General features: G+C 71.1%; 22 protein-coding genes. 12 read left to right on the top strand and 10 right to left on the bottom strand.

The features are described from left to right. Nucleotides 1–103: 103 nt before the first annotated feature. Nucleotides 104–622, bottom strand: a complete 519-nt coding sequence (locus tag OHA77_RS29915) for an SPW repeat protein (protein WP_326824846.1) — start codon at nt 620–622, stop codon at nt 104–106. Between the two features lie 338 nt (nt 623–960). On the opposite strand from OHA77_RS29915, the gene OHA77_RS29910 reads away from it, so the two are divergent. Continuing rightward, a complete protein-coding gene (locus OHA77_RS29910) occupies nt 961–1,743 on the top strand; it encodes a methylenetetrahydrofolate reductase (protein WP_406312728.1) in 783 nt (260 codons plus the stop codon). Between the two features lie 38 nt (nt 1,744–1,781). On the opposite strand, the gene OHA77_RS29905 is transcribed toward OHA77_RS29910, so the two are convergent. Together OHA77_RS29905 and OHA77_RS29900 are read right to left on the bottom strand one after the other, a co-directional pair. Then, complete coding sequence (locus tag OHA77_RS29905; RefSeq protein WP_406312727.1) at nt 1,782–2,219, bottom strand: ester cyclase; 438 nt, start codon at nt 2,217–2,219, stop codon at nt 1,782–1,784. A gap of 183 nt (nt 2,220–2,402) precedes the next feature. Next, on the bottom strand, nt 2,403–3,278 hold the full coding sequence (locus OHA77_RS29900) for a LysR family transcriptional regulator (RefSeq protein WP_406312726.1): 876 nt from the start codon (nt 3,276–3,278) through the stop codon (nt 2,403–2,405). A 98-nt stretch (nt 3,279–3,376) separates the two neighbouring features. Here OHA77_RS29900 and OHA77_RS29895 point away from each other — a divergent pair, with 98 nt between their 5' ends. From OHA77_RS29895 to OHA77_RS29885, 3 genes are all read left to right on the top strand, one after another. Continuing rightward, on the top strand, nt 3,377–3,742 hold the full coding sequence (locus tag OHA77_RS29895) for a YybH family protein (RefSeq protein WP_406312725.1): 366 nt from the start codon (nt 3,377–3,379) through the stop codon (nt 3,740–3,742). A gap of 152 nt (nt 3,743–3,894) precedes the next feature. After that, entirely contained in the window at nt 3,895–4,569 is a 675-nt protein-coding gene (locus OHA77_RS29890) for an alpha/beta fold hydrolase (RefSeq protein WP_406312724.1), read from the top strand. Continuing rightward, nucleotides 4,547–4,810 (top strand): iron chelate uptake ABC transporter family permease subunit, encoded by a 264-nt coding sequence (locus tag OHA77_RS29885; protein WP_406312723.1) that lies wholly within the window; start codon nt 4,547–4,549, stop codon nt 4,808–4,810. The genes OHA77_RS29890 and OHA77_RS29885 overlap by 23 nt, the downstream gene beginning before the upstream one ends. A 210-nt stretch (nt 4,811–5,020) precedes the next feature. On the opposite strand, the gene OHA77_RS29880 is transcribed toward OHA77_RS29885, so the two are convergent. The 3 genes from OHA77_RS29880 to OHA77_RS29870 all read right to left on the bottom strand — a co-directional run bounded on the left by OHA77_RS29880 (nt 5,021) and on the right by OHA77_RS29870 (nt 7,499). Next, nucleotides 5,021–5,416, bottom strand: coding sequence for a PepSY domain-containing protein (locus tag OHA77_RS29880; RefSeq protein WP_406312722.1), 396 nt, complete (start codon nt 5,414–5,416; stop codon nt 5,021–5,023). A 110-nt stretch (nt 5,417–5,526) separates the two neighbouring features. Then, nucleotides 5,527–6,804, bottom strand: coding sequence for a sensor histidine kinase (locus OHA77_RS29875; RefSeq protein ID WP_406312721.1), 1,278 nt, complete (start codon nt 6,802–6,804; stop codon nt 5,527–5,529). After that, the gene (locus OHA77_RS29870) at nt 6,801–7,499 is read right to left on the bottom strand and encodes a response regulator transcription factor (protein ID WP_406312719.1); all 699 of its coding nucleotides are present in this window, start codon (nt 7,497–7,499) and stop codon (nt 6,801–6,803) included. Before OHA77_RS29870 ends, OHA77_RS29875 begins: the two co-directional genes overlap by 4 nt. 192 nt (nt 7,500–7,691) lie before the next feature. On the opposite strand from OHA77_RS29870, the gene OHA77_RS29865 reads away from it, so the two are divergent. Beyond that, the gene (locus OHA77_RS29865; RefSeq protein WP_406312718.1) at nt 7,692–8,144 is read left to right on the top strand and encodes a hypothetical protein; all 453 of its coding nucleotides are present in this window, start codon (nt 7,692–7,694) and stop codon (nt 8,142–8,144) included. Nucleotides 8,145–8,201: 57 nt separating this feature from the next. Here OHA77_RS29865 and OHA77_RS29860 read toward each other — a convergent pair whose 3' ends face one another. Both OHA77_RS29860 and OHA77_RS29855 read right to left on the bottom strand, forming a co-directional pair. Next, nucleotides 8,202–9,539 (bottom strand): FtsX-like permease family protein, encoded by a 1,338-nt coding sequence (locus tag OHA77_RS29860; protein ID WP_406312717.1) that lies wholly within the window; start codon nt 9,537–9,539, stop codon nt 8,202–8,204. Further along, nucleotides 9,536–10,360 (bottom strand): ABC transporter ATP-binding protein, encoded by an 825-nt coding sequence (locus tag OHA77_RS29855; RefSeq protein ID WP_326824862.1) that lies wholly within the window; start codon nt 10,358–10,360, stop codon nt 9,536–9,538. The genes OHA77_RS29860 and OHA77_RS29855 overlap by 4 nt, the downstream gene beginning before the upstream one ends. A gap of 147 nt (nt 10,361–10,507) precedes the next feature. On the opposite strand from OHA77_RS29855, the gene OHA77_RS29850 reads away from it, so the two are divergent. The 4 genes from OHA77_RS29850 to OHA77_RS29835 all read left to right on the top strand — a co-directional run bounded on the left by OHA77_RS29850 (nt 10,508) and on the right by OHA77_RS29835 (nt 13,429). Beyond that, nucleotides 10,508–11,431, top strand: coding sequence for a TetR/AcrR family transcriptional regulator (locus OHA77_RS29850; RefSeq protein WP_406312716.1), 924 nt, complete (start codon nt 10,508–10,510; stop codon nt 11,429–11,431). Nucleotides 11,432–11,586: 155 nt separating this feature from the next. Further along, the gene (locus OHA77_RS29845; RefSeq protein WP_326824864.1) at nt 11,587–12,036 is read left to right on the top strand and encodes a hypothetical protein; all 450 of its coding nucleotides are present in this window, start codon (nt 11,587–11,589) and stop codon (nt 12,034–12,036) included. Nucleotides 12,037–12,046: 10 nt separating this feature from the next. Continuing rightward, nucleotides 12,047–12,643 carry a cell wall protein gene (locus OHA77_RS29840; protein WP_326824865.1) on the top strand — a complete coding sequence of 199 codons (597 nt, stop codon included), beginning with the start codon at nt 12,047–12,049 and terminating at the stop codon, nt 12,641–12,643. 9 nt (nt 12,644–12,652) lie between these two features. Beyond that, nucleotides 12,653–13,429, top strand: coding sequence for a MauE/DoxX family redox-associated membrane protein (locus tag OHA77_RS29835; RefSeq protein WP_406312715.1), 777 nt, complete (start codon nt 12,653–12,655; stop codon nt 13,427–13,429). A 94-nt stretch (nt 13,430–13,523) separates the two neighbouring features. Here the strand turns inward: OHA77_RS29835 and OHA77_RS29830 are convergent, their stop codons facing one another. Together OHA77_RS29830 and OHA77_RS29825 are read right to left on the bottom strand one after the other, a co-directional pair. Next, the gene (locus OHA77_RS29830; RefSeq protein ID WP_406312714.1) at nt 13,524–15,050 is read right to left on the bottom strand and encodes a protein kinase domain-containing protein; all 1,527 of its coding nucleotides are present in this window, start codon (nt 15,048–15,050) and stop codon (nt 13,524–13,526) included. A gap of 9 nt (nt 15,051–15,059) precedes the next feature. Next, nucleotides 15,060–16,466: a DUF4407 domain-containing protein gene (locus tag OHA77_RS29825; protein WP_406312713.1), complete on the bottom strand. Its 1,407-nt coding sequence runs from the start codon at nt 16,464–16,466 to the stop codon at nt 15,060–15,062. Between the two features lie 235 nt (nt 16,467–16,701). Between OHA77_RS29825 and OHA77_RS29820 the strand changes: the two genes are divergently transcribed. Genes OHA77_RS29820 through OHA77_RS29810 form a run of 3 tightly spaced genes read left to right on the top strand, consistent with a single transcriptional unit; the run spans nt 16,702 to nt 21,673 of the window. Further along, complete coding sequence (locus OHA77_RS29820; RefSeq protein WP_406312712.1) at nt 16,702–18,132, top strand: hypothetical protein; 1,431 nt, start codon at nt 16,702–16,704, stop codon at nt 18,130–18,132. A gap of 8 nt (nt 18,133–18,140) precedes the next feature. After that, entirely contained in the window at nt 18,141–19,151 is a 1,011-nt protein-coding gene (locus OHA77_RS29815; protein WP_406312711.1) for a hypothetical protein, read from the top strand. After that, a complete protein-coding gene (locus OHA77_RS29810) occupies nt 19,148–21,673 on the top strand; it encodes a hypothetical protein (RefSeq protein WP_406312710.1) in 2,526 nt (841 codons plus the stop codon). The genes OHA77_RS29815 and OHA77_RS29810 overlap by 4 nt, the downstream gene beginning before the upstream one ends. Nucleotides 21,674–21,691 lie beyond the last annotated feature (18 nt).

Raw genomic sequence — 21,691 nt, 5'->3', positions numbered from 1 at the left:
GCGACGGCGGAGATCCGGGCATCGCATCGGTAGAGGCGTCCCGGCACCCGGACACACGGCGGCGGTGTGGCGATCACTACTCGCCACACCGCCCCGCACCGGACTACGGCCTGCCCGGCATGTCCCCTCTACCTGGCATGTCGGATCTCCCCGGCATGTCAGGCCTGCCTGGCATGTCGCCTCGGCCAGGCATATCAGATCTACCTGACATGTCGCCCCGACCAGGCATGCTGTCATGGCCTCCTGGCAGCTTGGGCATCTTCCGGGCGGCCAGCGCCATCGCCGCCAGACCGAGCAGCAGGATGACGAGGCCGGTGATGACGTTGTTCCAGATCGTCGCCCTCGTCGCCGAGCCCGTGAGCCAGGGAGCCAGGATGGTCCAGATCCCGATGATCGGCACGATCCAGCTCAGCCCGTAGGTCCGGCCGTAGGCCGAAGCGAACCCCGTGGCCAGAGCGGCAAGCGCCACACCGGTGACCAGGTTGCTCACAGAGAGCCTGGACAGGCCGTTGAAGCCGACCACCCAGGGAGAGATCGCCAGGTACAGCCCCGCGAGCATGGTGAGCCCTTCGGTCACCTGGGCCGGCCTGCTGGAGCCCGCCCGCTCGTACCTCTCTCGCATCTCGATGAGATCAGGATGGTGTTCTAGGCTTGCGGGTCTGCTCATGACCCATGCCCCCTTCCGACATACGTACGGAATGGATTTATACCCATATACCCGACACAAGCCGACAAATAGTGCACAGCACTATAAATCTCACCATTCCGGAGATTCTTTCCCTGCTTGGGCTACGCCTCGCGTCCCGCCGCCCCGCTGCAGATCGTGTGGGGCCTCTGCTCCCCCGGTCGTCCTTCACCTACCCCGGCGGCGAGTCGGTGCCGGGGCGAGGACGGGGTCGAAGGCGCGGACCGGACGCCCCCGGTGGGAACGTCCGCCGGCTGCCGATCTAGATTACCTCCGTGATCGAGCACCGGTTTGAAGTCATCTGCGAGGTCGAGCCGCCGACCCGGCCCGACCTGAAGCACGTCCGGCACCAGATCGGAACACTGGCCAAGGTCTCCGACGCGTTCCTGATCCCCGACAACCACATCGGCCGGGCCACCGTCTCCAGCGTCGCCGTGGCACACGAGGTCGAGGCGATGGGAGGCCGGAGCATCGCCTGTCTCAACTCCCGCGACCGCAACCTGCTGGGCTTCCGCCGGGACCTGCTGACCGCCGCCGCCTATGGGGTCGACCAGTTCCTTTTCGTCTACGGCGACAAACCCACCTCCGGCGGGCGGACCGGCGAACTGAACGTGCGCGCGATGATCGAGGAGGTCCGCGCCACCGCGCGGGATGCCGCGTTCGCCGGGACCCGGCCGTTCCGGGTCGGCACGGCGGCGGCTCTGCGCCCGCTGCCCACCTGGAAACGGGCGGCGGACTTCGTCTTCGTCCAGGTCAGCTTCTCCACGGAGGCCCTGCTGCGGTGGCGTGAGGCCACCCCGCTGGACGCGCCGGTGTACGCCGGGGTGATGGTCCTCGCCAGCGAGGCCCACGCCCGCCGGCTCGCCGCGGCCATCCCGGACATCGACATCCCCCGGGACCTGGTGGAAAAGGTGTCCGGAGACCGGAACGCCGGGGTCGAGGCCGCCTGCGAGCAGGTGCTGCGGATCAGGGAGTCCGGGGCCTTCGCCGGGGTCCACCTCATCCCGGTGGCCCGTTACCGCGAGGTGGCGGCGCGGCTGGAGTCCATGCTCGGCTGACCGGGCGGGCGAAGCGTCATCGGCCGTTTTGTTGCCGCTCAGGCCTCTGGTACGTCGGCATTGAGCCGGACCCCGAGGGCGGCGAACAGCTCCAGCTGGTCGAAGTAGAACTGGTGGGTGACGATGAGGTCACCGTCCATATTGGCCGTGCTGCACCCGCGCACCGTGATGCCTCGGCCGGTCGCATCGAGTGTGCCGCCGCCGGGCACGAGGAAAGGGCCAAGGTGGGTGCCGGTCAGCGTCCATTCGAGCATTGTCACGCCACCAGTGGTGATCTTTCTCCAGAGCGTGGCACGTACGTCCGGAAAGCCGTTGAACATGTGCTCGTAGTAGGCGGCGATCTGCTCGCGGCCCTCGGCGATGCCTCCTGGGGCCACAAAGACGGCCTGCGGGCTGTAGAACCGTACTATCTCTTCCAATGTGTGATCGTTGATGGCGTCGGTCAGCGCATCACCGATCTGGCTGCCCTCTGACATCGCCCCTCCTTTAGCCAGATATTCAGATATTCAGATAAGGGCGACGCTATCGAATCACTGGCGCTGACCTCGGCATCCGCCCGACAGACACGCTCATCCATTCGGGCTGTCGGCTCAGTGGAACTGCTCGGATGCCGATCAGGAGACAGGTCCGGCTCCGGCGGTCGGGCGAGCCGGTCGTAGTCAGCGAAACGCCCGCCGGCTGTGCGCGAGCAGCTCGCGCACCGCCGGGCCGTACGTGCTCTTCCAGACCAGGGCGAGCAGGGCGGGTGTTTCGACGTCGTCGATGACGCGGGCGGTGAGCCGGTCACGGTGACTCGCGGCCATCGAGTCGCTGAGAACGGCGATGGCGAGCCCGCGGGCGGCGAGGTCGGCGACGGCATCCGCGGCGCTGGCCTGAAACGCGATCACCGGTTGCAGGCCCTGCGCCGCGCAGGCCTGGTCGAACACCGTGCGCAGGCCGGTGCCGGGCGGCATGCACACGATCGGATAGGCCACCAGATCACGCAGGGTGACCCGGGGCCGCTCCGCCAGGGGGTGCCCGGCCGGGACCGCCGCGACGAGCCGCTCGCTGATGATCGTCAGTGCGCCCAGCCCTGCGGGGGTGGCGGTCGCGGTCCCGATGAGGGCCAGGTCGATCGTGCCGCCGCGCACCCCTTCGACGAGCCGGTCGGAGTTGTCCTCCACCAGTGAGATCTCCACACCGGGATGGGCCCGGTGGAACGCGGCCAGGGCGTCGAACAGCGGTGTGACGGTGCAGCCGATGACCATCCCGACGGTGAGCCGGCCCCGGATCAGGTCGGTCACCTCGCCCACCGCCTGGCTGACCGCCCCGGCGGCGGCGAGCGCGGCGCGGGCGTGTTCGAGCGCGGCCTTTCCCGCGACGGTGAGGGTGGCGGCGCGCGCCGACCGGTCGAACAGCTCGGCACCGAGCTCGCGTTCCAGCTGGCGGATCTGGGCGCTGACGCCGGACTGGCTGATGTGCACCCGCTCGGCCGCCCGGGTGAAGTTCTGCTCCTCGGCCACCGCGACGAAGTATTCCAGCTGCCTCAGGTCCATGACTGGAAATTCTAGCTCCTATCAGATCCATCTGTTGGACTTCTGGATGGTGGTCGGCCACGCTGGAACGCATCGAAGTCCGACGACCGGAGGAATCCATGCCGGAGTACGAGAAGGCCATGCGGCCCGAAGACATCACCCGCCTGTTCGTCGAACGGTCCAACGCCGGCGACGCGGCCGGCGTCGCCGCCCTCTACGAGCAGGACGCGGTGCTGGCCTACCCGCCGGGCGGCCAGACGGTGGGCCGGGAGGCGATCCGCGCGCTCTGGGAGAAGGTGCTGGCCAACCGTCCCCGCTTCGAGCAGGAACAACCGCTGCCGACGCTGGTGAGCGGCGACATCGCCCTCACCTCGACCCCGCCGAAGGACGGGACCGGCGCCCGCGCGCAGGTCGTCCGGCGCCAGCCCGACGGAAGCTGGCTCCGCCTGCTCGACCAGCCCGAGTTCGTTCCCCCCGCCCCCTGAACCGTCCGCGACCGCCGTGGCCGGCCACCGCCGACGGCGGTCCGCCCGAACACCTCCATGCCGCTCGGGCAGCCCGTCGCAACCGGCCGGCGCGGCACCACTCACCTGTCGACGCGGCGATGCCGCTGGCAGCCGATACCAGGAGCACGACTTTGGCGACCTTCGTTTTCATTCCCGGCATGTGCCACGGTGGCTGGACCTACGAGCCGCTCACCGAACAGCTCCGGGCCCACGGCCACCGGGTCTACCCGCTGACGTTGACCGGGCTCAGCGAGCGCGGCCATCTGCTGAACGCGGGAGTGAACCTCGAAACGCATGTCCAGGATGTGGTCGGCGTGCTGGTGGCCGAAGAGATCGAGGAGGCGGTGCTGGTCGGCCACAGCTACGGGGGGATGGTGATCACCGGGACCGCGGACCGCGTGCCGGAACGGGTGGCCTCCCTGGTCTACCTGGACTCCGTCGTGCCGCAGCACGGCGACTCCTTCTGGACCCTGGTCTCCGACCAGGAACGGAAATGGTTCATGGACGTGACGGAGACCGGCCATTCGGTGCGGCCGCTGCCGTTCTTCGACTCCCGTGCCACGCCCCATCCGCTCGCCTCGCTGCTCCAGCCGATCCGGCTCACCGGCGACCTCGCGAGGTTCCGGAGCAGGGACTACGTGTACGCGGCGGGGTGGGACGGCGAGTCGCCGTTCACCTCCATCTACCAGCGGTTGCGCGACGACCCGCAGTGGACGGCACACGCACTGGACAGCAGGCACAACCTCATGCGGGACGCGCCGGACGACCTGCTGAAGATCCTCCTTGGGGTCGTCCAACCCGGCTGATCACCGCTCGGCCCGATCCCTCGCCGCACCCCAGATCGGGCGGCTGCTGACGGGCGCGGCCAGCGTGGCCCTGGTGCCGGCCGCGCTGTCGGGAGCGGTGCTTCTGCTAGCCGCCGACCTGACCGCGCAGCTCCTCCTGGCGCCGGTCGCGCTACCGGTGGGCGTCGTAACGACGGTCATCGGCGGGTGCTACCTCATCGGCCTGCTCGTGAGGAGGACCTGGCGGAATGGGCGGGGATGAGCCAGGCTGCGGGAGAGCCCCGGCAGGATGCCGCGAAGCCGGGCCGCCGCCCGCGCACGAAAGCCGTCGTGCATCGGGGGCGACGGCGGGTCACGACCTGCTCTCGCCCGGGCCGTGGCGGCGGGTTGACGTGCGGGACGAGGCCCCGCGGGGCCTCGTCCGCAACGCGCACGTCACCGGAGAACCGATCGCGACGATCGGCTCGGCCGGTCAGTCGTCGTCCTGGCCGTCCTTCTCCTGGGCGTCGTCGGCGTCGGTGTCGGCCGCCTCGGAGGTGATCTTTCCGGTGGTCGCGTCGATGACGATCTCCCGCTCGGCCCCCTTGCCGTCGGCGACCTCGACCTCCCACGAGGCCGTGCCGCCCTCGGTCTCCAGGTCGGAGGAGACGATCCACCCTCCGCTCACCCGGGACAGCGCGGTCTGCTGCGCCTGCTCCGCCAGTACGGCGGGCTTGCGCGCGGTGCTCGTGCCGTCGCCGGTACCGGGGGTGGCGGTGGCCGTCGGGGAGACCGGGTCGGCCTCGTTCTGGTCGGCGAAGGCAACGCCGCCACCGGCCGCGAGCCCGGCGAGGGCGAGTCCGGCAAGGATGATCACTGGCTTGCGCATCAGCTGTTCTCCATATCCGTGAGGAGTCGCGATTCCGGGGGATCCGCGATGACTCCTCGAGAATGCCCGCCCGGGTGATAGCGAGATGCTGCAAGATTCCTAAGGAATGGTTAAGCCTGGCCGGGGCCGAGGTCGAGGATGACTTCGGCCCCTCCCGACGGCGGCGTGCGCACGTGCAGCCGGCCGTTCGCGTCCTCCGCCGTACGGCGTGCGATGTCGAGACCGAGCCCGGTGGAGGCCCCGCCGCTCGCCCCGCGGTCGACGAGTGCCGGATGAGCGAAACCGGGCCCCTGATCGGCGATGACCAGGCGGGCTCCGCCCTCGGGCCGGGCCGTCAGCTCGACGGTGAACGGCGTGCCGTCGGGAGTGTGCGCGAACACGTTCTCCAGCAGCAGGTCGACGCAGGCCGCCAGCTCGGGCCCGCTCACTCCTACCGTGATGGGACCGTCCGCGAGGGTCAGCCGCAGCGGCCGGTCCTGGTCTTCGGCCAGTGCCGACCAGAAGGCGACCCGGTCGCCGACCACCTGGGTGGCATCGCAGCTCGGCACGGCGTCCCGGTCGAACCGGCGTGCCTCCCGGATGATCTGGTCGACCATGCGCTCGACGCTGTCGACGGCCTGCCCCACCCGGGTGGCCTCGCCCCGGTCGCGCATGCCGTCGACCTCCAGCCGGAGCGCCGTGACCGGGGTACGCAACCGGTGGGAGAGGTCGGCGACCGCCTCACGCTCGCGGGTGAGCAGCTCGCGGATGCGGGCGGCCAGATGGTTGAGCGCGGTGCCGACCTCGCGGATCTCCGGCGGGCCCGCCGGGTCCACCCGTGCGTCCAGATCACCACGGGCCAGCCGCCGGGAGACCTCGGCGACCTGCCCCACCGGCTGGATCAGCGAACGGGCGAGCCGGTCGGTGACGGCGATGCCGACGGTGAGCAGCACCAGCCCGATCAGGCCGAGTACCAGCCAGGCCCACCCGACGCCCTGGCGCAGCCGTTCGGTGCCGACGAACGCGCGCACGACCAGGGTGCCGCGCTCCCCGCCTTGGACGGCCACCAGGATCTCCCGGCCCGCAGGCGTCTCGACGGTGATGCTGCGCCCCCGCGCGGCCAGCTCGACGCCGGCTCCACGAGCCGCCGGCGCGCCGAGGAATCGGTGGCCGGGCAGGAAGACCGTGATCGGTGTCCCGCCGGAGCCGTTGGCCTGCCGTACGGTGGCGTCCAGGATCTTCTGATCGTCCAGGGCCGCCGCGGTGGCGACCGACTGCGTCCAGATGGTGGCGGCGGCCGTGGCCCGCTCGGCGGCCAGCGTCCTCACCAGTACGGCGAGCGGCACGAGGAAGGCGATCAGGACCAGCGAGGTGGTCGCCACCGCGAGCAGGGCCAGGCGTCGTCTCATCCGGGCTCCGCACGGCCCGGGTCAACGATCTTCACACCGACCCCGTGGACGGTCTGCAGGTAGCGAGAGCGTTGGGCGCTCTCGCCGAGCTTGCGGCGCAGCCAGGACAGGTGGACGTCGACGGTCTTGTCCGCCCCGCCGTACGCCATCCGCCACACCTCCGCCAGCAGTTCCCGCTTGGAGACGACCTGGCCGGGGCGGACCGCGAGGTAGTGCAGCAGGTCGAACTCCTTGGGCGTCAGGTCGAGGAGGGCCCCGTCGAGGAACGCCTCCCTGCCCGCCGGCTCGATGAGCAGCCCGCCGACCCGTACCGGCGCCGCCTCGGTGCCGGCATCGCGGCCACGGCGCAGCACGGCCCGGATCCGCGCGTCCAGCTGGGCCGCGCTGAACGGCTTGACCACGTAGTCGTCGGCACCGGCGTCCAGCGCCCGGACGATCTCCGGCTCGGCGTCACGCGCGGTCGCCACGATGACCGGGACGGCGCTGACGGCCCGGAGCATGCGCAGCACCTCGCAGCCGTCGAGGTCGGGAAGGCCGAGATCGAGCACGACCAGGTCGGGCCGGTCCTCCAGCGCCCGGGTCAGCCCCGGCATGCCCGCAGCGGCTGAGATCACGGCATGACCGTGGTCGGTGAGCGCGCGGCTCAGCGCGGAGCGCACCTGAGCGTCGTCCTCGACGAGAAGCAGGTGAGCCACGGTGAAGCGCCGACCCTTCGTGGATGGGTAGTGATGCCGAGATGGTGGAAGGTTCCCCGCAGAACGCGAAAGACACCGGAGGACGGGTGACCGATGCCGGTGGGCGGGCAGGTGGTCCCGGCCCGGGGGCGCCGGCGGTCCCCGGCCACCGACCGACCACCGACCGGCTACCGGCCGAGGGAGGGGGCAGTGGTGAACCGACGCACGCTGCTGGGGGTGGGAGGCTGGCTCGCGGCCGCCGTCCTCACCACGCTCGGCGCCACCTGGGCGGTCTCCCTGATCGGCACCGACATCACCGGCCAGGCCGTCCGCTCCATGACCCTGGAAGAGGTCGAGCGATCCCTGGCCACCGCCTCCGCGGTCCCGACCGTCGCGCCGCCCGCCCGGTCCGGCCCCTATGGGGAGACCGGCAATTTCTCCTACGCCGCGGGATCGGTGACCGCCGCCTGCGACACCGGCCGCGCTCTCCTGCTGTCCTGGACACCCGCCCCCGGATACGGCGTCGACGAGGTCGAGCGCGGCCCCGCCCCCACCGCCTCGGTGGTCTTCGAGTCGGACGACCGGAAAACCACGATCAAGCTGACCTGCCCCTCCGGAGCACCCGTCGCCACGGTCCGCTCCGTGGCCGAGCACGACGACGACTGATCCGGAGCGGTACGGCCTGCCTCACCCCCCAGTGGCGGAAGGCCGGCTGTCCGGCGGCTATGCCGCGGAGAGGGCGTCGACCGGCCGGGTGCGCAGGGCGCCCATGGTCGTCGGGATCGTGGCCACCATCACGAGCAGGAAGGCGCCGCCGACGATGGCGAGATACATCCACACCGGACCGGAGGCGATCGGCGAGCCGGTTTTGACCAGGCTGTACGGCACCGTCGTGGCCGCGGCGGCCACGGTGCCCAGCACGACGGCGATGCAGGCGGTCACGACGGCCTCGACGGTGACCATCTTCAGCACCTGGCCACGGGTGGCGGCGGACAGCCGCAGGAGGCCGAACTCGCGGCGCCGCCGGCGGGTGGCCGCGACGAGAGTGTTGATCACCACGATCGCCGAGAAACCGATGATCATGATGACGATCAGGTAGTTCACCGGAGCGAGCTGCCCGCTGACGTCGCCCGCGGCGACGGGTCCGCGATGGATGCTGTCCTCCGTGCTCTGCATGTACAGGGTTCCGGCCGCGATGCCGACCAGGAGGATCAGCGGCGACGCCACGCCTGCGCTGTGCTTCGCCCGCACGTGGGCGTTGCGGGTGGCCAGCCGGGCGGTGGCTCCGATCCGGGCCTGGGAGAGCCACCGGACGGGCAGCAGGGCCACCGGGCTCAGCAGGGCGAGCCCGACCGCGACGGCGACGCCCGCCGGGCCCGCGGTACTGGAGAGCAGCGGGCCGTTCTCCATGAAGAGGGTCGTCGCCGCCAGGCTCAGACCGACGGCCAGCAACCCCAGGCCGCTGATCGCCCGAACGCGGGTGAGCGCCCGGGTCGCCGACGGCGACGCCTCGCTCAGCGCACGTACCGGCGGAATGGACGCGGCCCGTCTGCTGGAGATCAGGGCGGCACCGACCGCCGCGACCAGGGAGGTGCCCGCGCCGATCGCGACGCAGAGCCAGCCCGCGGTCAACTCGACGGAAGCCTCGACCAGGGTGGCGTCCACCAGCCGCCCGAGGACGATCGCCCCGAGCCCGACCCCGGGCAGCAGGCCCACGGCGACCGCGGGCAGTGCCACGATCACCGTCTCCAGCACGACGCTCTGCCGGATCTGCCGCGGGGTGGCGGCGATCGACCGTAGCAGCGCGAGCTCCTGCTCCCGGTGCTGGATCGTCAGGGAGATGGTGGAGACCACGCCGAAGGCCACGATCGCCACCGTCCACCCACCCAGGATGGCAGGCAGCATGATCAGGAATCCGGAGCTGCGGCCGGTCTCCAGGCCGGTCTCCAGCAGGCTCGCGAACGCGGTGAGCAGGGCGGTCCCCGCGGCCAGCACGGCGGCCGAGGCGAGGTACGACCCGAGGTGGGCGCGGACGGTGCGGAAAGGCAGTCGCCACATCATCGGACGCCACCGTCCCGGTGGCCCTGCCCGGCGGCGGCCGTTCCGGCGGATCGGGCCGCCGCGGACAGCTGGGCCATCCGTGCGGCCACCGCCTCGGGATTCGGCCGCGACATGTTGTCCACGATCTGCCCGTCGGCGAAGAACACCACCGTGTCGGCATAGGAGGCGGCGACCGGGTCGTGGGTCACCATGACGATCGTCTGCCCGCTCAGGCTCACCGCCTCCCGCAGGATGCCGAGCACTTCGCGCGCGGACTGGGTGTCCAGCGCACCGGTCGGCTCGTCCGCGAAGACGACGGCGGGCTGGGAGAGCACGGCGCGGGCGATGGCCACCCGTTGCTGCTGGCCGCCGGACAGCTCCGCCGGTCGATGGTCGATCCGTTCGGCGAGCCCCAACCGGGCGAGCAGCGCCCGTACGGCCCGCCCGTCGGGACGGCGGCCGGCGAACTCAAGGGGGAGGACCACATTCTGCGCCACCGTCAGCGTCGGGACGAGGTTGAACGACTGGAAAATGAACCCCATGCGATCGCGTCGCAGCCGGGTCAGCGCCGTTTCGTCCAGGTCGCTCAGCTCGTGACCGTCCAGCACCACGGATCCGGCCGTCGGCCGGTCGAGTCCGGCGGCGCAGTGCAGCAGGGTGCTCTTCCCCGAGCCCGACGGGCCCATCACCGCGGTGAAGGTGCCCCGGGGGATGTACATCGTCACCCCGTCCAGCGCGGTCACGACGGCATCGCCATGCCCGTGGCGCTTGATCACTTTATGCAGTTCAAGGGCGTATTGCGAGGTTTTCTGCGGTGCGTTTGAGTACGCCGTACGAGTCATAAATACACCGTACTACATTCCGGGACAAATAGCAGATTGGTAACAAAATAGCAGGTCAGAGCAGATATAAAGATCACACACGCGTTCATCGCTATACTTTCGTCACGAAATGCGTTTTGTGACGAAAATCAGAGGAGGCCGTCGAGCGTGCCGACATGTGAGATGTGTGGACGGACGTTGCGCCCCGCCGTACGGGGGCGGCCGCCGCGATACTGCTCGCGCGCGTGCCGGGCACGCGCCTACCGCATGCGGGTCGCGGACCGTTCGGCGGACGACGCCGGAGCCGATGTCCAGGCCCAAACCCAGACCCAGACCCAGGCCCAGGCCCAGGATCGAGTCCGGGACCGGGTCGAGGATCGGCGGGTGCCCGAGCGGGACGAGGCCGGTGCCCCGGAGGGAAGTCTGGATCGGCCGCTCATCGTGCGCACCGCGATCGAACTCGCCGACCACGACGGCGTCGCCGCGGTGTCCATGCGGCGCATCGCCACGGAACTCCGGGTGGGCGTGATGTCGCTGTACCGCTATGTCGCAAGCCGCGAGGAACTCAACGATCTGATGGTGGACACCGTCTTCGGGGAACGGCCGCTCCCCGAACCGGGCCCGGACGGCTGGCGGGCAAAGCTGGAGCTCTCCGCCCGTGAGGAGTGGGCGCTCTACCGGGACCATCCCTGGGTGTCGCATCTCGTCGCGGCCACCACCCGGCCGCCCATCGCCCCGAACCTGATGGCGTACACGGACTGGCGCATGCGGGCCGTGGCCGGTCACCGGCTGGACTTCACCACCATGGTCCAGGTCGCCATCATGATCGGCACGTACCTGCAGAGCGCGGCCATGCCCCTCGCCCACGAGACACAGGCGGCGCGGGCGTCCCGCCACACCCGGCAGCAGTGGGCGGACGCCCGGCAGGACGCGCTGCACCGCACCATGCGCACCGCGCGGCTTCCCATGGTGTCGGAGTTCGGCAGCGAGGCGTTTCAGGCATCCGAGCCGGAGAACATCTTCGAGTTCGGTCTCCACCGCATGCTCGACGGCGTCGCCACTCTGCTCGAATCGGGCAAAAGCGGCAGGTGAGGCGTCATCGGAGTCTCCCGTGGGGCTGGAGCACCGACAGGTCGGGCATTGACGAAATTTAATTACATGTTATTCATGTGAAAGGTCAGGAAATTTCGTGTAATCGCACCACCTGACCGGGGACCGTCGGAGCCCACCCCCCAAGGAGGATGCGCATGGCGCGCAACCAGCCCACCGACCCGCCCATCGACTTACTCGCAGCCGTCCGAGGAGAGGTCTCCTGGTTCTGCTGCGGCACGGCCTGGGGGCCGTGCAGCAGCACAGGCAAGGGTGCCTGCGGCACCTGCAACTCCGGGAACCTGCAACACGCCTGGCCCAACACGTCCGACGCCTGCTGGGCGATCACCCGACCGGACAGCTGCGGTTTCGCACTGAGCCGGCGGACCTGTGGTTTCCAGCACCGGATCACGGCACTGTGCAGCGGCACCAGCGTCGTCACCGCCATCGCCGACTGCGGTCCGCAGACGGACCTGTTCTGCGGCGAGCGCAGCTGCTGCGGCGCGACCTGCGCCACCGACCGCCTGATCGACCTGACCCCGGCCGCCTACAGCCGGATCGCCAGCCTTTCGACCGGCCTCCGGCCATGCGAGATCTCGACCCCTTAGGAGGCCGTCGATGACCAGCAGAAGACAACTGCTCAAGTCCGCCGTTCTCGGGGGCGGGGTCGGCATCGTCGCCGCGACCGCGCTGGGATCACTCGGCCCGGAGGCGGCCTTCGGCGCCACCGCACCCGACGTCGAGCCCGGCGCGCCCGACCCCAACTTCGCCGAGGGCCGGATCCGTTCCATCAAGGACAACACGCTCCTCGTCCTGGGGTCGAACCTGGTGTTCCACAACATCAGGGTCGTCGACGGCACGAGCCTGTGGAAGCTGGGCCCCACCACCTTCGACCAGGCCAAGCCCGGTGACGGCCTCTACGCCCGGGGTGTTCGCATGCCGGACGGGGTGCTGGCCGCCGAGTCGGTGTGGCTCAACATCGTCAACCTCAAGGGCCACGTCAGCAACATCACCAGCGAGAAGCTCCATCTCGACCACAACGGGCAGGAGGTCCTCTGCCACCGCGTGGCGGGCAAGTCGATCGCCGTCTACTCCGACGCACCGCCCTCCGCCGACCTGTCGCCGCTGCGCGTGGGTCAGCACGTGCAGATCCTGGGCGCCTGGCGGCCGGGCACCAACGAAGTCGACATCGCCACGGTCTTCTCCCCTCACTAGGAGCGACAGATGTATGGGATCGCCGCGCTGCAGCCGTACGTGATCGGCCTCTTCCTGCTCTGGGCCGCCCTGATGAAACTGCTCGACCGGCGGATGCGGGCGCAGGCCGGGCAGACCGCCCTGGGCCGGCTGGTCGGCTCGGCGCGCGCGGTCCCGGCTCTCCGGCTCGTCGGAGTGCTGGAGCTCGCGGTGGCGGCCGCGCTGCTGCTGCCACCCGCGCTCCCCGTGGAGGGTGCGGCCGCCACCGTGCTCTCCGCGGGATTCCTCGCCTATCTCAGCTACGCGCACCTGGCCGCGCCCACCTCGTCATGCGGCTGCCTGGGCGCGCACTCGCGGCCGGTGAACTGGCGCGGTTTCACCCGGGCGGGCCTCCTGCTCGCCATGAGCCTCGCGGCGGTCTGGGCACGGCCGTATCCGGCGGACCCGTGGCTCGTGGCGCTGGGCCTGGCGGAGGCCGTCGCCCTGCTGGGGCTCTCGGCCGAACTGGACCGCCACTGGCTGATGCCCCTGCGCCGGCTTCTCGTACGGCTGCGCAAGCCGCTCGCCGTACCCTCACCTCAGGAGATCCCGCTGGAGGTCACCATGCGCCTCCTCTATCTCAGCCCCGCCTACTGCTCGGCGTCCGTGCAGCTCACCTCGGACGTCCAGGACGTGTGGGACGAGGACGGCCTGCGGTTCGTGGTCTACGCGGCCGGAGAACGCACGGCGGTGTTCGCCGTTCCGGTCCCCGGCGACGATCCGTCGGCCGTCCGTGTCGCCCTCACCGACGAGCCCGCACTCATCTGACCTGCCGCCGACCTGCCGCCCGTCCGGCGAGACCGCCGGTCTGCTCGTCTCCCCGGTCCCGCCCGACGCACCGTTCGGGGCGGGGCCGGCGCCGTCACGCTCCGCCGGCCAGGCGGGCGATCTCGTCGCGTACGGCGCGGCTGAGCCCGTCGAGGAGCCGATCGGCACGGCCGTCCGAGGTCGCGGACAGCAGTTCCGCGACGACGGCGGGCGGCACGTATCCGAGCACCCGGCAGGCGCGCCGCATCGTCATCGCCTCCACCAGGCGGACCGCGGCGGGGACGATGCCGAGCGCGCCGAGGACGGCGGCCATGACCCGGTCATCCGTGTGCGCCAGGATGCTCGCGCTCCGGCTGGGGGGCATCGCGCCCACCAGCCGGGCCGCCCGGTGCGGGGTCATGTGGTCGATCACCCGCGCGGCTCGCGGCAGCGGCAGCAGTGCCAGCACCTCGGCCGCCGCGCCCGCCGCCTCCGCCGCCCCGTCCAGGAGCCGCCCGGCGGCCTTCGGCTCCATCGAGCCGAGCAGGGCGGCGGCCTCCTGGCGGGGCCGATCAAGCAGCGGGTTTCCACCGTCGCGGCCTTCCCCCGCCCGACCCGGCCCTGAATCGCGCGCACCGTTTCCGCGCCGCGCCTCCCGACCCGGTCCTGAATCGTGCACATCGTTTCCGCGCCGCACCTCCCGACCCGGATCCCGGACCGGGCCCGAGTCGTGCACATCGTTTCCGCGCCGCACCTCCCGGCCCGCTCCCGAGCCGGGGCGCCTCTTCGGCTCCTCCCGTTCGCGGGGCCGCGGATCCCGTCCTCGGGGCCGTGACGCCGGGCCCGCGAGGATCGTGTCCAGCCGCCACCCCAACTCGGCCGCTTCCATCCGCCGGGCGGGGACGGTGACGAGCAGGCCGGTGATCGCGTCGGCGAGCGGACCCGGTCGCCGGAAGCGCGGAGGACGCCCGGCGGTGACCGCCCGCGTCGTTTCGATCAGGCTGTCACGGAGGAACGGCGAGTAGCCCTCCAGCGCGCAGAACAGTGTCACTCCCAGCGACCACAGGTCCGACGCCGGCCCCACCGCGTGCCCGTCGATCCGTTCCGGCGCCATGAACTCGACGGTTCCGAGCAGCATGTTGGCCGAAGTGAGGCCGCTCTCCCCGGAGATCCGCGCGATTCCGAAATCGACCAGGAAGACCCGGTCGCCGGGATCGACGATGATGTTGGCCGGTTTCACGTCCCGGTGGAGCACCTGTGCGTCGTGTACGGCGGCCAACCCGGCCAGCACCTCGCGCCCCACCCGGGCGATCTCCCGCTCGGAGAGGATCTGCCGCTCGATCCGGCGGTTCAGCGCCGTGCCCTCGATGTACGCCATGACGATCCACGGCGATTCGTCGTCCATGAAGGCGTCGTAGATGTCGACGACCGCCGGATGCCGGATCCGCGCGGCGGCACGCGCTTCGAGCATCGCCCTCTCCCGCCGCACGACCATGTCCTCGCCGTGCGGCGCCAGCACGACCTCTTTGAGCGCGACGGATCGCCGCAGCGTCCGGTCCCAGGCGAGCCACACCGTGCCCATGCCGCCTCTGCCGAGCCGGGACCTCAGCTCGTACCGGTCTTGGATGATTCGTGCCGTCATCCGGTGACCTCAGTCCTCGTCGGGGAGCAGCTCGATCCCGCCCGAGCGCTCCGCACCCGGTCCCGTCCTCCGCAGGATGTGGGTCTCCGTCATGCCACGCAGGGCCTGGTCTTCCAGGGGCCCGTACTCGTAGCCGGGTTCGGTCGGCTCGGCCTGGGTGCCGTCCGGTCCCCGGGGTGGCTGCGCCTCCGCCCCGAAGGTGGCGCCGGGCCGTCGCGGCGCGTCCTCTCGGGGCGACCAGATGCGCCAGACGCTGTCCGACCCGCCGGGCTCCGTCGACCGGGACCGGGACCGGGACCCGGCGCGGACGCCGAACTCCTCGCGTATGCCGTCCAGCTCACGGCGCTCGGCGAGCGCGAGCGCCTTGTCGTAGATGCCGGGCCGCTGCATGAGCTTCACCGCGACCGGCAGGCATTCGATGAGCAGGAACAGTGCGAACAGCAGCAGCCGGGCCATGCTGAGCGTGAGGTCCTTGCCGGTCAGCTCGTTGAGCGCCCGGAGCCGGGTGAGCAGCCCGTCGGTGGCCAGGTTGTCCTCGTCGAAGGACCGCTGGATCCAGGTCTGCTGCTCGACCGCGGCGTCGAGCTGGCGCTGGACCTTGGGCAGCGCCTCCTTCGCGGCGGCGAGCCGGGTCTCCTTGGCCTGTTCCCCGGTCGCGTTCAGCTCCCGCTTTCGGTTCTCGATCTGCCGGGTGAGCAGCGCGATGCGCTCCTTGTCCTTTTCGTAGGAACGCCGGCTCTCCTGAGCGAGTGGACCCGGCCCCTTTTTGGGACAGTTTGCACCACCATAGAGCTGACACTGCCACTCTTTGTAGTGTTTGTCCGCTTGCTTCTGCTCATCGGCGCGCTGGGCTGACAGCGCCTTTATCTTCGGGTCCTGTTCCATGTCAAGGGGAATGTCGCCGCCGGAGGAAATCACCTGCTGCAGATCGGCCACCTCCTTGCGGAGCTGGTCGACACCCTTCCCCACCGCGCCCTGCTCCTGCCGTACGGCGAAGGTGTCGGCGCGCTGCTGTTTCATCTCGGCGATCTGGGTGTCGATCTCGGCCTTGAAAACCTGCAGCACCAGCGGAGTGGAGATCACCAGGCCGAGCACGAGGGCGATGAGGATGCGCGGCACGGCCAGCGCCCAGCGGTTCGGCGCGTCAGCCCTGATGGTGGAGACAAGCCACCGGTCAAGGCTGAGGATCGCCAGGCCCCACAGCAGGGCGATGGCGACGGCGACGACGATGTTGACGCCGAGCGCGCTGTTCAGGGCGAACGTCATGGAGACGACGGCGAGCACGCTCGTGGTGAGGACGGCGCCCCCGATGCCCTCGAATTTGCCGCGTTCGGTCGGGCACGTCCGGAGAACCTCGGGGCGCGCTCCTGACAGCGCGATCAAACCCGCAGACAGCGCGCTCAGGAAACCTCTCATGCTCCTCCTTGGGAAAGGGACCCCACCGCGTCAGCGTCGATTGGAACAGCGCCGGGCCACCGAAGGGGTTATCATAAGCGCCCAATGTCGCTTTTACCGATACCCACTCGAATTTCATCGAGGAAGCCCGACACGACACCTCCCCCCAGCAGCCCTCATAGCGTTATATACGCTGACTAATCGGAATTCTGGGGACATAGCGCAGCTAATACGACATACCTATGGAGAACTCCTCGTGCCGGAGCCCGACAGGGATCTGAACAGGAAGGCGATCGCCCAGGCCCTGGCCGACCTCGCCGACACCGACAGCCTCATCCTGGTGGAGGTCGCCGCCGACGGCATCACCACGTTCCTGCTCCACCGGGACGACAACGGTCGCCCCCGCGGCCGGAGCTGGTCGGTGACCTGGCCGGGCCTCGCGGGCGAACGCGGATGGGACGCCGATCCGGCCAGGGCCCGGGAGGCCGTGCTCCGCACGGCCCGCGCCTCCTCGACCTCCGCCGACGTGATCCTGGTAGCCGAGTCCTCCGCCGATCCGAGGGTCGAGCAGGCCCTCGCCTGGCTGCGCGCGGCGCATCCCGCCTCGCAGGTGCTGCAAACCGGCGCCCCGATCGCCGCACGGATCCGGGAGGTCATGGCGGACGACCCGCTGACCAGGTCGTACGAGCTGGTCGTCCTCGTCGACCCGGGCACCGGCCGGCCCCGGCTGACCAGCAGGCAGCTCTTCCCCCTCGGCTCCCGCCCGGGGGCCCGGAGCCTGGTCTCCCTCCGCTGCGAGGCCGCGGGCGCGCACGGCACCGCGTTCGCCGTGGTCACCTGGCAGGGTCCGGAGCCGCGGCTGCTGTCCGTCCAGTCCGCCCCGGTCACACCCGGCCGGTATGAGGTGACCGCCGAGCTGGTCCGGCCCGGCCGAGTACGGTTCACCGGCCTGCCCGCGCTCTCGCCCGACCCCCGGGACTGGAATCAGCTCGTCGCCGCGCTCCCGGATCGGCTGGCGAGGGGCACCGGCCCGGCGCATCTCGTCTGCGCGGTGGAGGTCTGCGGAGCGGACGACCAGGTCGCGGAGCGGCTGGGCCGGGCACGCCAGATGATCAGCTCTGCCTCCGGCGCGCTCGGCGGCCTGCTCCGGGTCTCCCTCCTCTCCTACGCGGCGCACTCCTACGACCCGTCGGCACCGGAGTTCCCGGTGCGGGTCGCGGCCTGGGAGGCCGGCGCGGGAGAGGCCCTGGACGCGCTCGGCACGCTGGAGGAGCAGGGAGCGATGGCCAGGGGATATCCGTACCATCCCCATGCGGCGCAGCTTGAGGACATGCTCGCTGTGGTGGTCGAACGGCTCGGCCGGGCGGATCCGGCGTCCGCCGTCATCCTCACGGTCGGCGGCCGCCCGCCGCACCCGGCCCGCACCGACCAGTCCAGGATCCTGCCCTGCCCGCACCGGCACGACTGGCGGAAGCTGCTCGCCGCCCTGCGGCAGCGGCAGGGCACGGTGCTGGGCGCGATCTGCGACCAGCCTGCCGACCAGGCGCACCAGGCGTGGCACCGGATCGGCGCGACGGCCCTGGCTCATCTGGAGGCGGTGGACGTGCGCGGCCTGGCCGCCGAGCTCGGCCTGGTCGCCCCCTCCCCCGTTCACCTCCCGTTCCCCCTGCTCGACGAGAAGGAGTGACGACGCGCATGCAGCCCGATCCGAGCCGGGGACGTCCCGATCACAACATCGTCATGTGGGGTGCTCCCGGCAGCGGCAAAACCACCCTGCTGGCGGCGTTGTTCATCGCCCTGACCAGGAGTGACAACGACTGGAAGATCATCGGATCCGACCCCGCGTCGTCGGACTACCTGATCGAGAAGACCAATGCCCTGTTGCGGGGCAAGGTGTTCCCCGAGGCGAACATGGCCATGGAGCGCTATCACTGGACGCTGATCGGCCCCGCTCTCCGGAAGCTCGGCTTCTGGGGCAGGAAGGCCAAGCCACGGCCGCCGACCCGGATAGGAATCGGCATGACCGACGCTCCCGGCGGGTGGTTCGGCACGGGACGGCGCCCGGCGGGCGGCCCGAGCGCTCCGGACGGCTCGGGAGACCCGCGTCGGCAGGAGCTGCTGGACAACCTTGAGCGGAGCCGGGGCCTCGTCTTCCTCTTCGACCCGATCAGGGAGTTCATCTTCGGGGACGCCTTCGACCACATGCACGCCCCGCTCACCCTGCTCGCCGAGCGGATGCTCGCCGCCGGCGAGTTCGCCGACGGGAAGCTGCCGCACCACATCGCCGTGTGCGTCACCAAGTTCGACGACCCCCGGGTGCTGGAGACGGCCGAGAAGCGAGGGCTGCTCACCGTGGACGTCGACGATCCGTACGGGCTGCCCCGAGTGACCAGCGAGGACACCCGGGAACTGTTCCACGAGCTGTGCCAGGTGTCGGCCAGCGGCAACGCCGACATGGTGCTCAAGTCGCTCGACCAGTTCTTCCACCCGGATCGGATCCGCTTCTTCGCCACGTCCTCGATCGGCTTCTATGTGGATCGGCGCACGAAGCACTTCGACTGGGACGACTTCCAGAACATGGTCCCCGGAGAGGCGGACGAGGACTCACGCATCCGGGGGCAGTTGCATCCGATCAACGTGGTGGAGCCCATGCTCTGGCTGGGGCAGCGGCTCGCCGCGGCCCGGGCGGCGACGGAGGGCTCGTGACCGGCCGCGAGATCGGATTCGAGTGGGCACTGGAGGGGAAGCGGCCCGGCGCCCATCACGACTACGAACTGCTCTCCTGGAGCGACGACCGCCTCGGGCCTGAGGTGTTCGAGGAGATCAGGAGCAGATATGCCATGGGTCTCTCGGCGGATCTGCCGCAGGTGACGATCGCGGTCGCGGCGACCAGGGAGCGCGAACGGGTGTCGCGCCACATCGTGCTCGCGGTCCAGAAATGGTCCGGGCACCGGGACGCCACCAACCGCAAGATCGTCCACACCCACTGGTTCTACGTCCCGTACCAGGAACTGGCCGCCCATCAGGTGTCCTACGAGGCGCTCTACCACGCCCTCGCGAACCTGCCGGTGACCCCGTCCCCTCCGCTGACCGTACGCGTGCCGGAGCTCGACCCCACGGCTCTCGGCCCCGGGCCGGACGCGCGGTGCGCCGCCGCGCTCCTGCTGACCGGGCGGCCCGTCTGCGTGGTGGGCGCGGACCGGGTCCCCATGATCGAACGGTTGCGCTTTCTGGACACCGTCGCCGCGCTCCTGCCGTACGGCATGCGGTCCAGGCTGACCGCGGCGACCTGGACCAGCAGCACGGCCCGGCACAAGATCAGGCTGTCCTTCGCGCGGCACGCGCCGGAGAACGCCCACGAGGTGCGATGGGGTCACGGAGCGGAGATCACCCGGCGGGACAGCCTGGCGAACGTGTGCCTGGACCTGCTGACCCGGCCCGATGTCCGGCTCCCGGACATGCTGCGGAGGCTCGCCGGGCTGACCGATCCGCTGTCGTTCGGTCCCGAGGACGTACCGGTCGCCGTACGGCTGCTCGAACACGCCGGCTATCCCGAACTGCTGCCCCCCGCCGCCACCGGCGCGTCGCGGGGGCCGGAGCACGTCGACTCGAAGGCCCCCCGGACAGGGAGTTCCAGTGCGGACACGGTCGTCGCGGCGGGGCGGCGAAAGGCCTTGCCCGGCCCCGCTGCGTCCGGTCCCGAGAACCGCGGGCCGGTTCCGGGCGGAGGCGGCGGCGTTCCGGGAAGAGGAGGCGGCGTCCCCGGAGGAGGCGTTCCGGGCGGAGGCGGCACCCCAGGAAGAGGAGGCGGCGTTCCCGGAGGAGGCGTCCCGGGCGGAGGCGTCCCGGGCGGAGGCGTCCCGGGCGGAGGCGGCATCCCCGGAGGAGCCGGCGGCGTTCCGGGTCCCGAGATAGTCCCACCCGCGCCGGGACCGGTTGAGCGGTGGCTGACCTCGCCCGTACGCCGGCTGCGGAAGCGGCTGCGCCCGGGCGCCGGTGAGGGGCCGGCCGTACCCGCACCCGGTGTGACGCCCGGCGCCGTGCCCGAGAGCCGGGGCACGCCCGCCGCGGCGACCGTGCCCTACCGGCCGACGGCCGCCGCGGGCCCGAGCGCCGTACCGCCCTCGATGCAGACCGCGCTCGGCGGGCTGGAACCGGCCGACCGCGGGAGACGGTTCCGGCCTGGCTGGGGGCTGAACGGCAAGGCCACCGTGGTCGTGGCTTGCACGGCACTGGCCCTCACCCTGATCGGCACCGGTGTCGTCGCGATGCTGCGCGCTCCCGGCGGCGGTCCCCCCGCCGAGGGGGACGCGGCTGGAATGGCACCGGGCACGGTCGTCGTCCAGGCCCCGTCCGGGCAGGAGGACGCGTTCGCCGGCAATGTCGTGACCGAGGTCGTCCGGCAGATGGGCTACCGGTTCGAGCTCCGGCTGAGCGAGGCTCCCACCGTGACCGCGCCCGTCGCGGAGCCGGCCGTGGTCCTCGTGGAGATCCCTCCTGCGGATCCCGGCCTCTCGGGTGCCCAGCCGGCGCAGCCCGCTGATCCGCTGGCGGCGCAGGGATACTCCACGGTCGCCGCCATCCCGGTCCCGAACCGGGACGTCCTGGTCTACGACGCCGGTCTGATCGGGCCGGACAGGTTGACGGCGGCCTTCGCACGTCCGGACGACGAGATCCGGATCTCGGTGCCGGACGCCGCCGAGGAGGGGCCCGCCCGGGAGGGGACCGAGCAGATCCTGCGGCAGCGCCATCCCTGGCTGCGGCTGAAGACCGTCCCGGCGCTCGACCCGCTGCGCGCCCTCCGGGACAAGGAGGTGCAGGCCGCCGTCGTGCCCCGCGAGGCCGCCCGTGACAGCGGTTACCAACGATCGGAAGCGCTCGCCGGGCTGCCGGGCCGCTCGCTGCTCATTCTGTGCAACCAGGCCGACGGCCACCCGCTGCGCGACGCGCTGGCCACGGTCGCCCGCTCCGTCGACCCCGGCAGGCTGGTATCGGAGGACTTCGATTCCCCGGTGACGGCGGCCGCCCGGCTGGTCGAGTCGGCCTTGCCACCGCCGTCCGTCCCCCAAGCCGGGGACCGGGGGCGGGGCTCCATCTGGCCCGCCCTCTCCCTGATCGCCGCCGGGGGCGCCGCCGGGTTCCTGGCCCTCCTGCTGGCGGTACGGCTGCCGGCCAGGATCGAGCCGCACCGGCACCCGCCGCGCCCGCCGTCCGCGCCGGGCGCCTGACCTCGGCGGCCTGCCGGA

Origin of the sequence: Streptosporangium sp. NBC_01639 (genome assembly GCF_045209755.1) — a bacterium.
GTDB lineage: Bacteria > Actinomycetota > Actinomycetes > Streptosporangiales > Streptosporangiaceae > Streptosporangium.
Note: the sequence above shows the minus strand (reverse complement) of the source record. Positions and strands in the feature narration are given on the sequence as shown.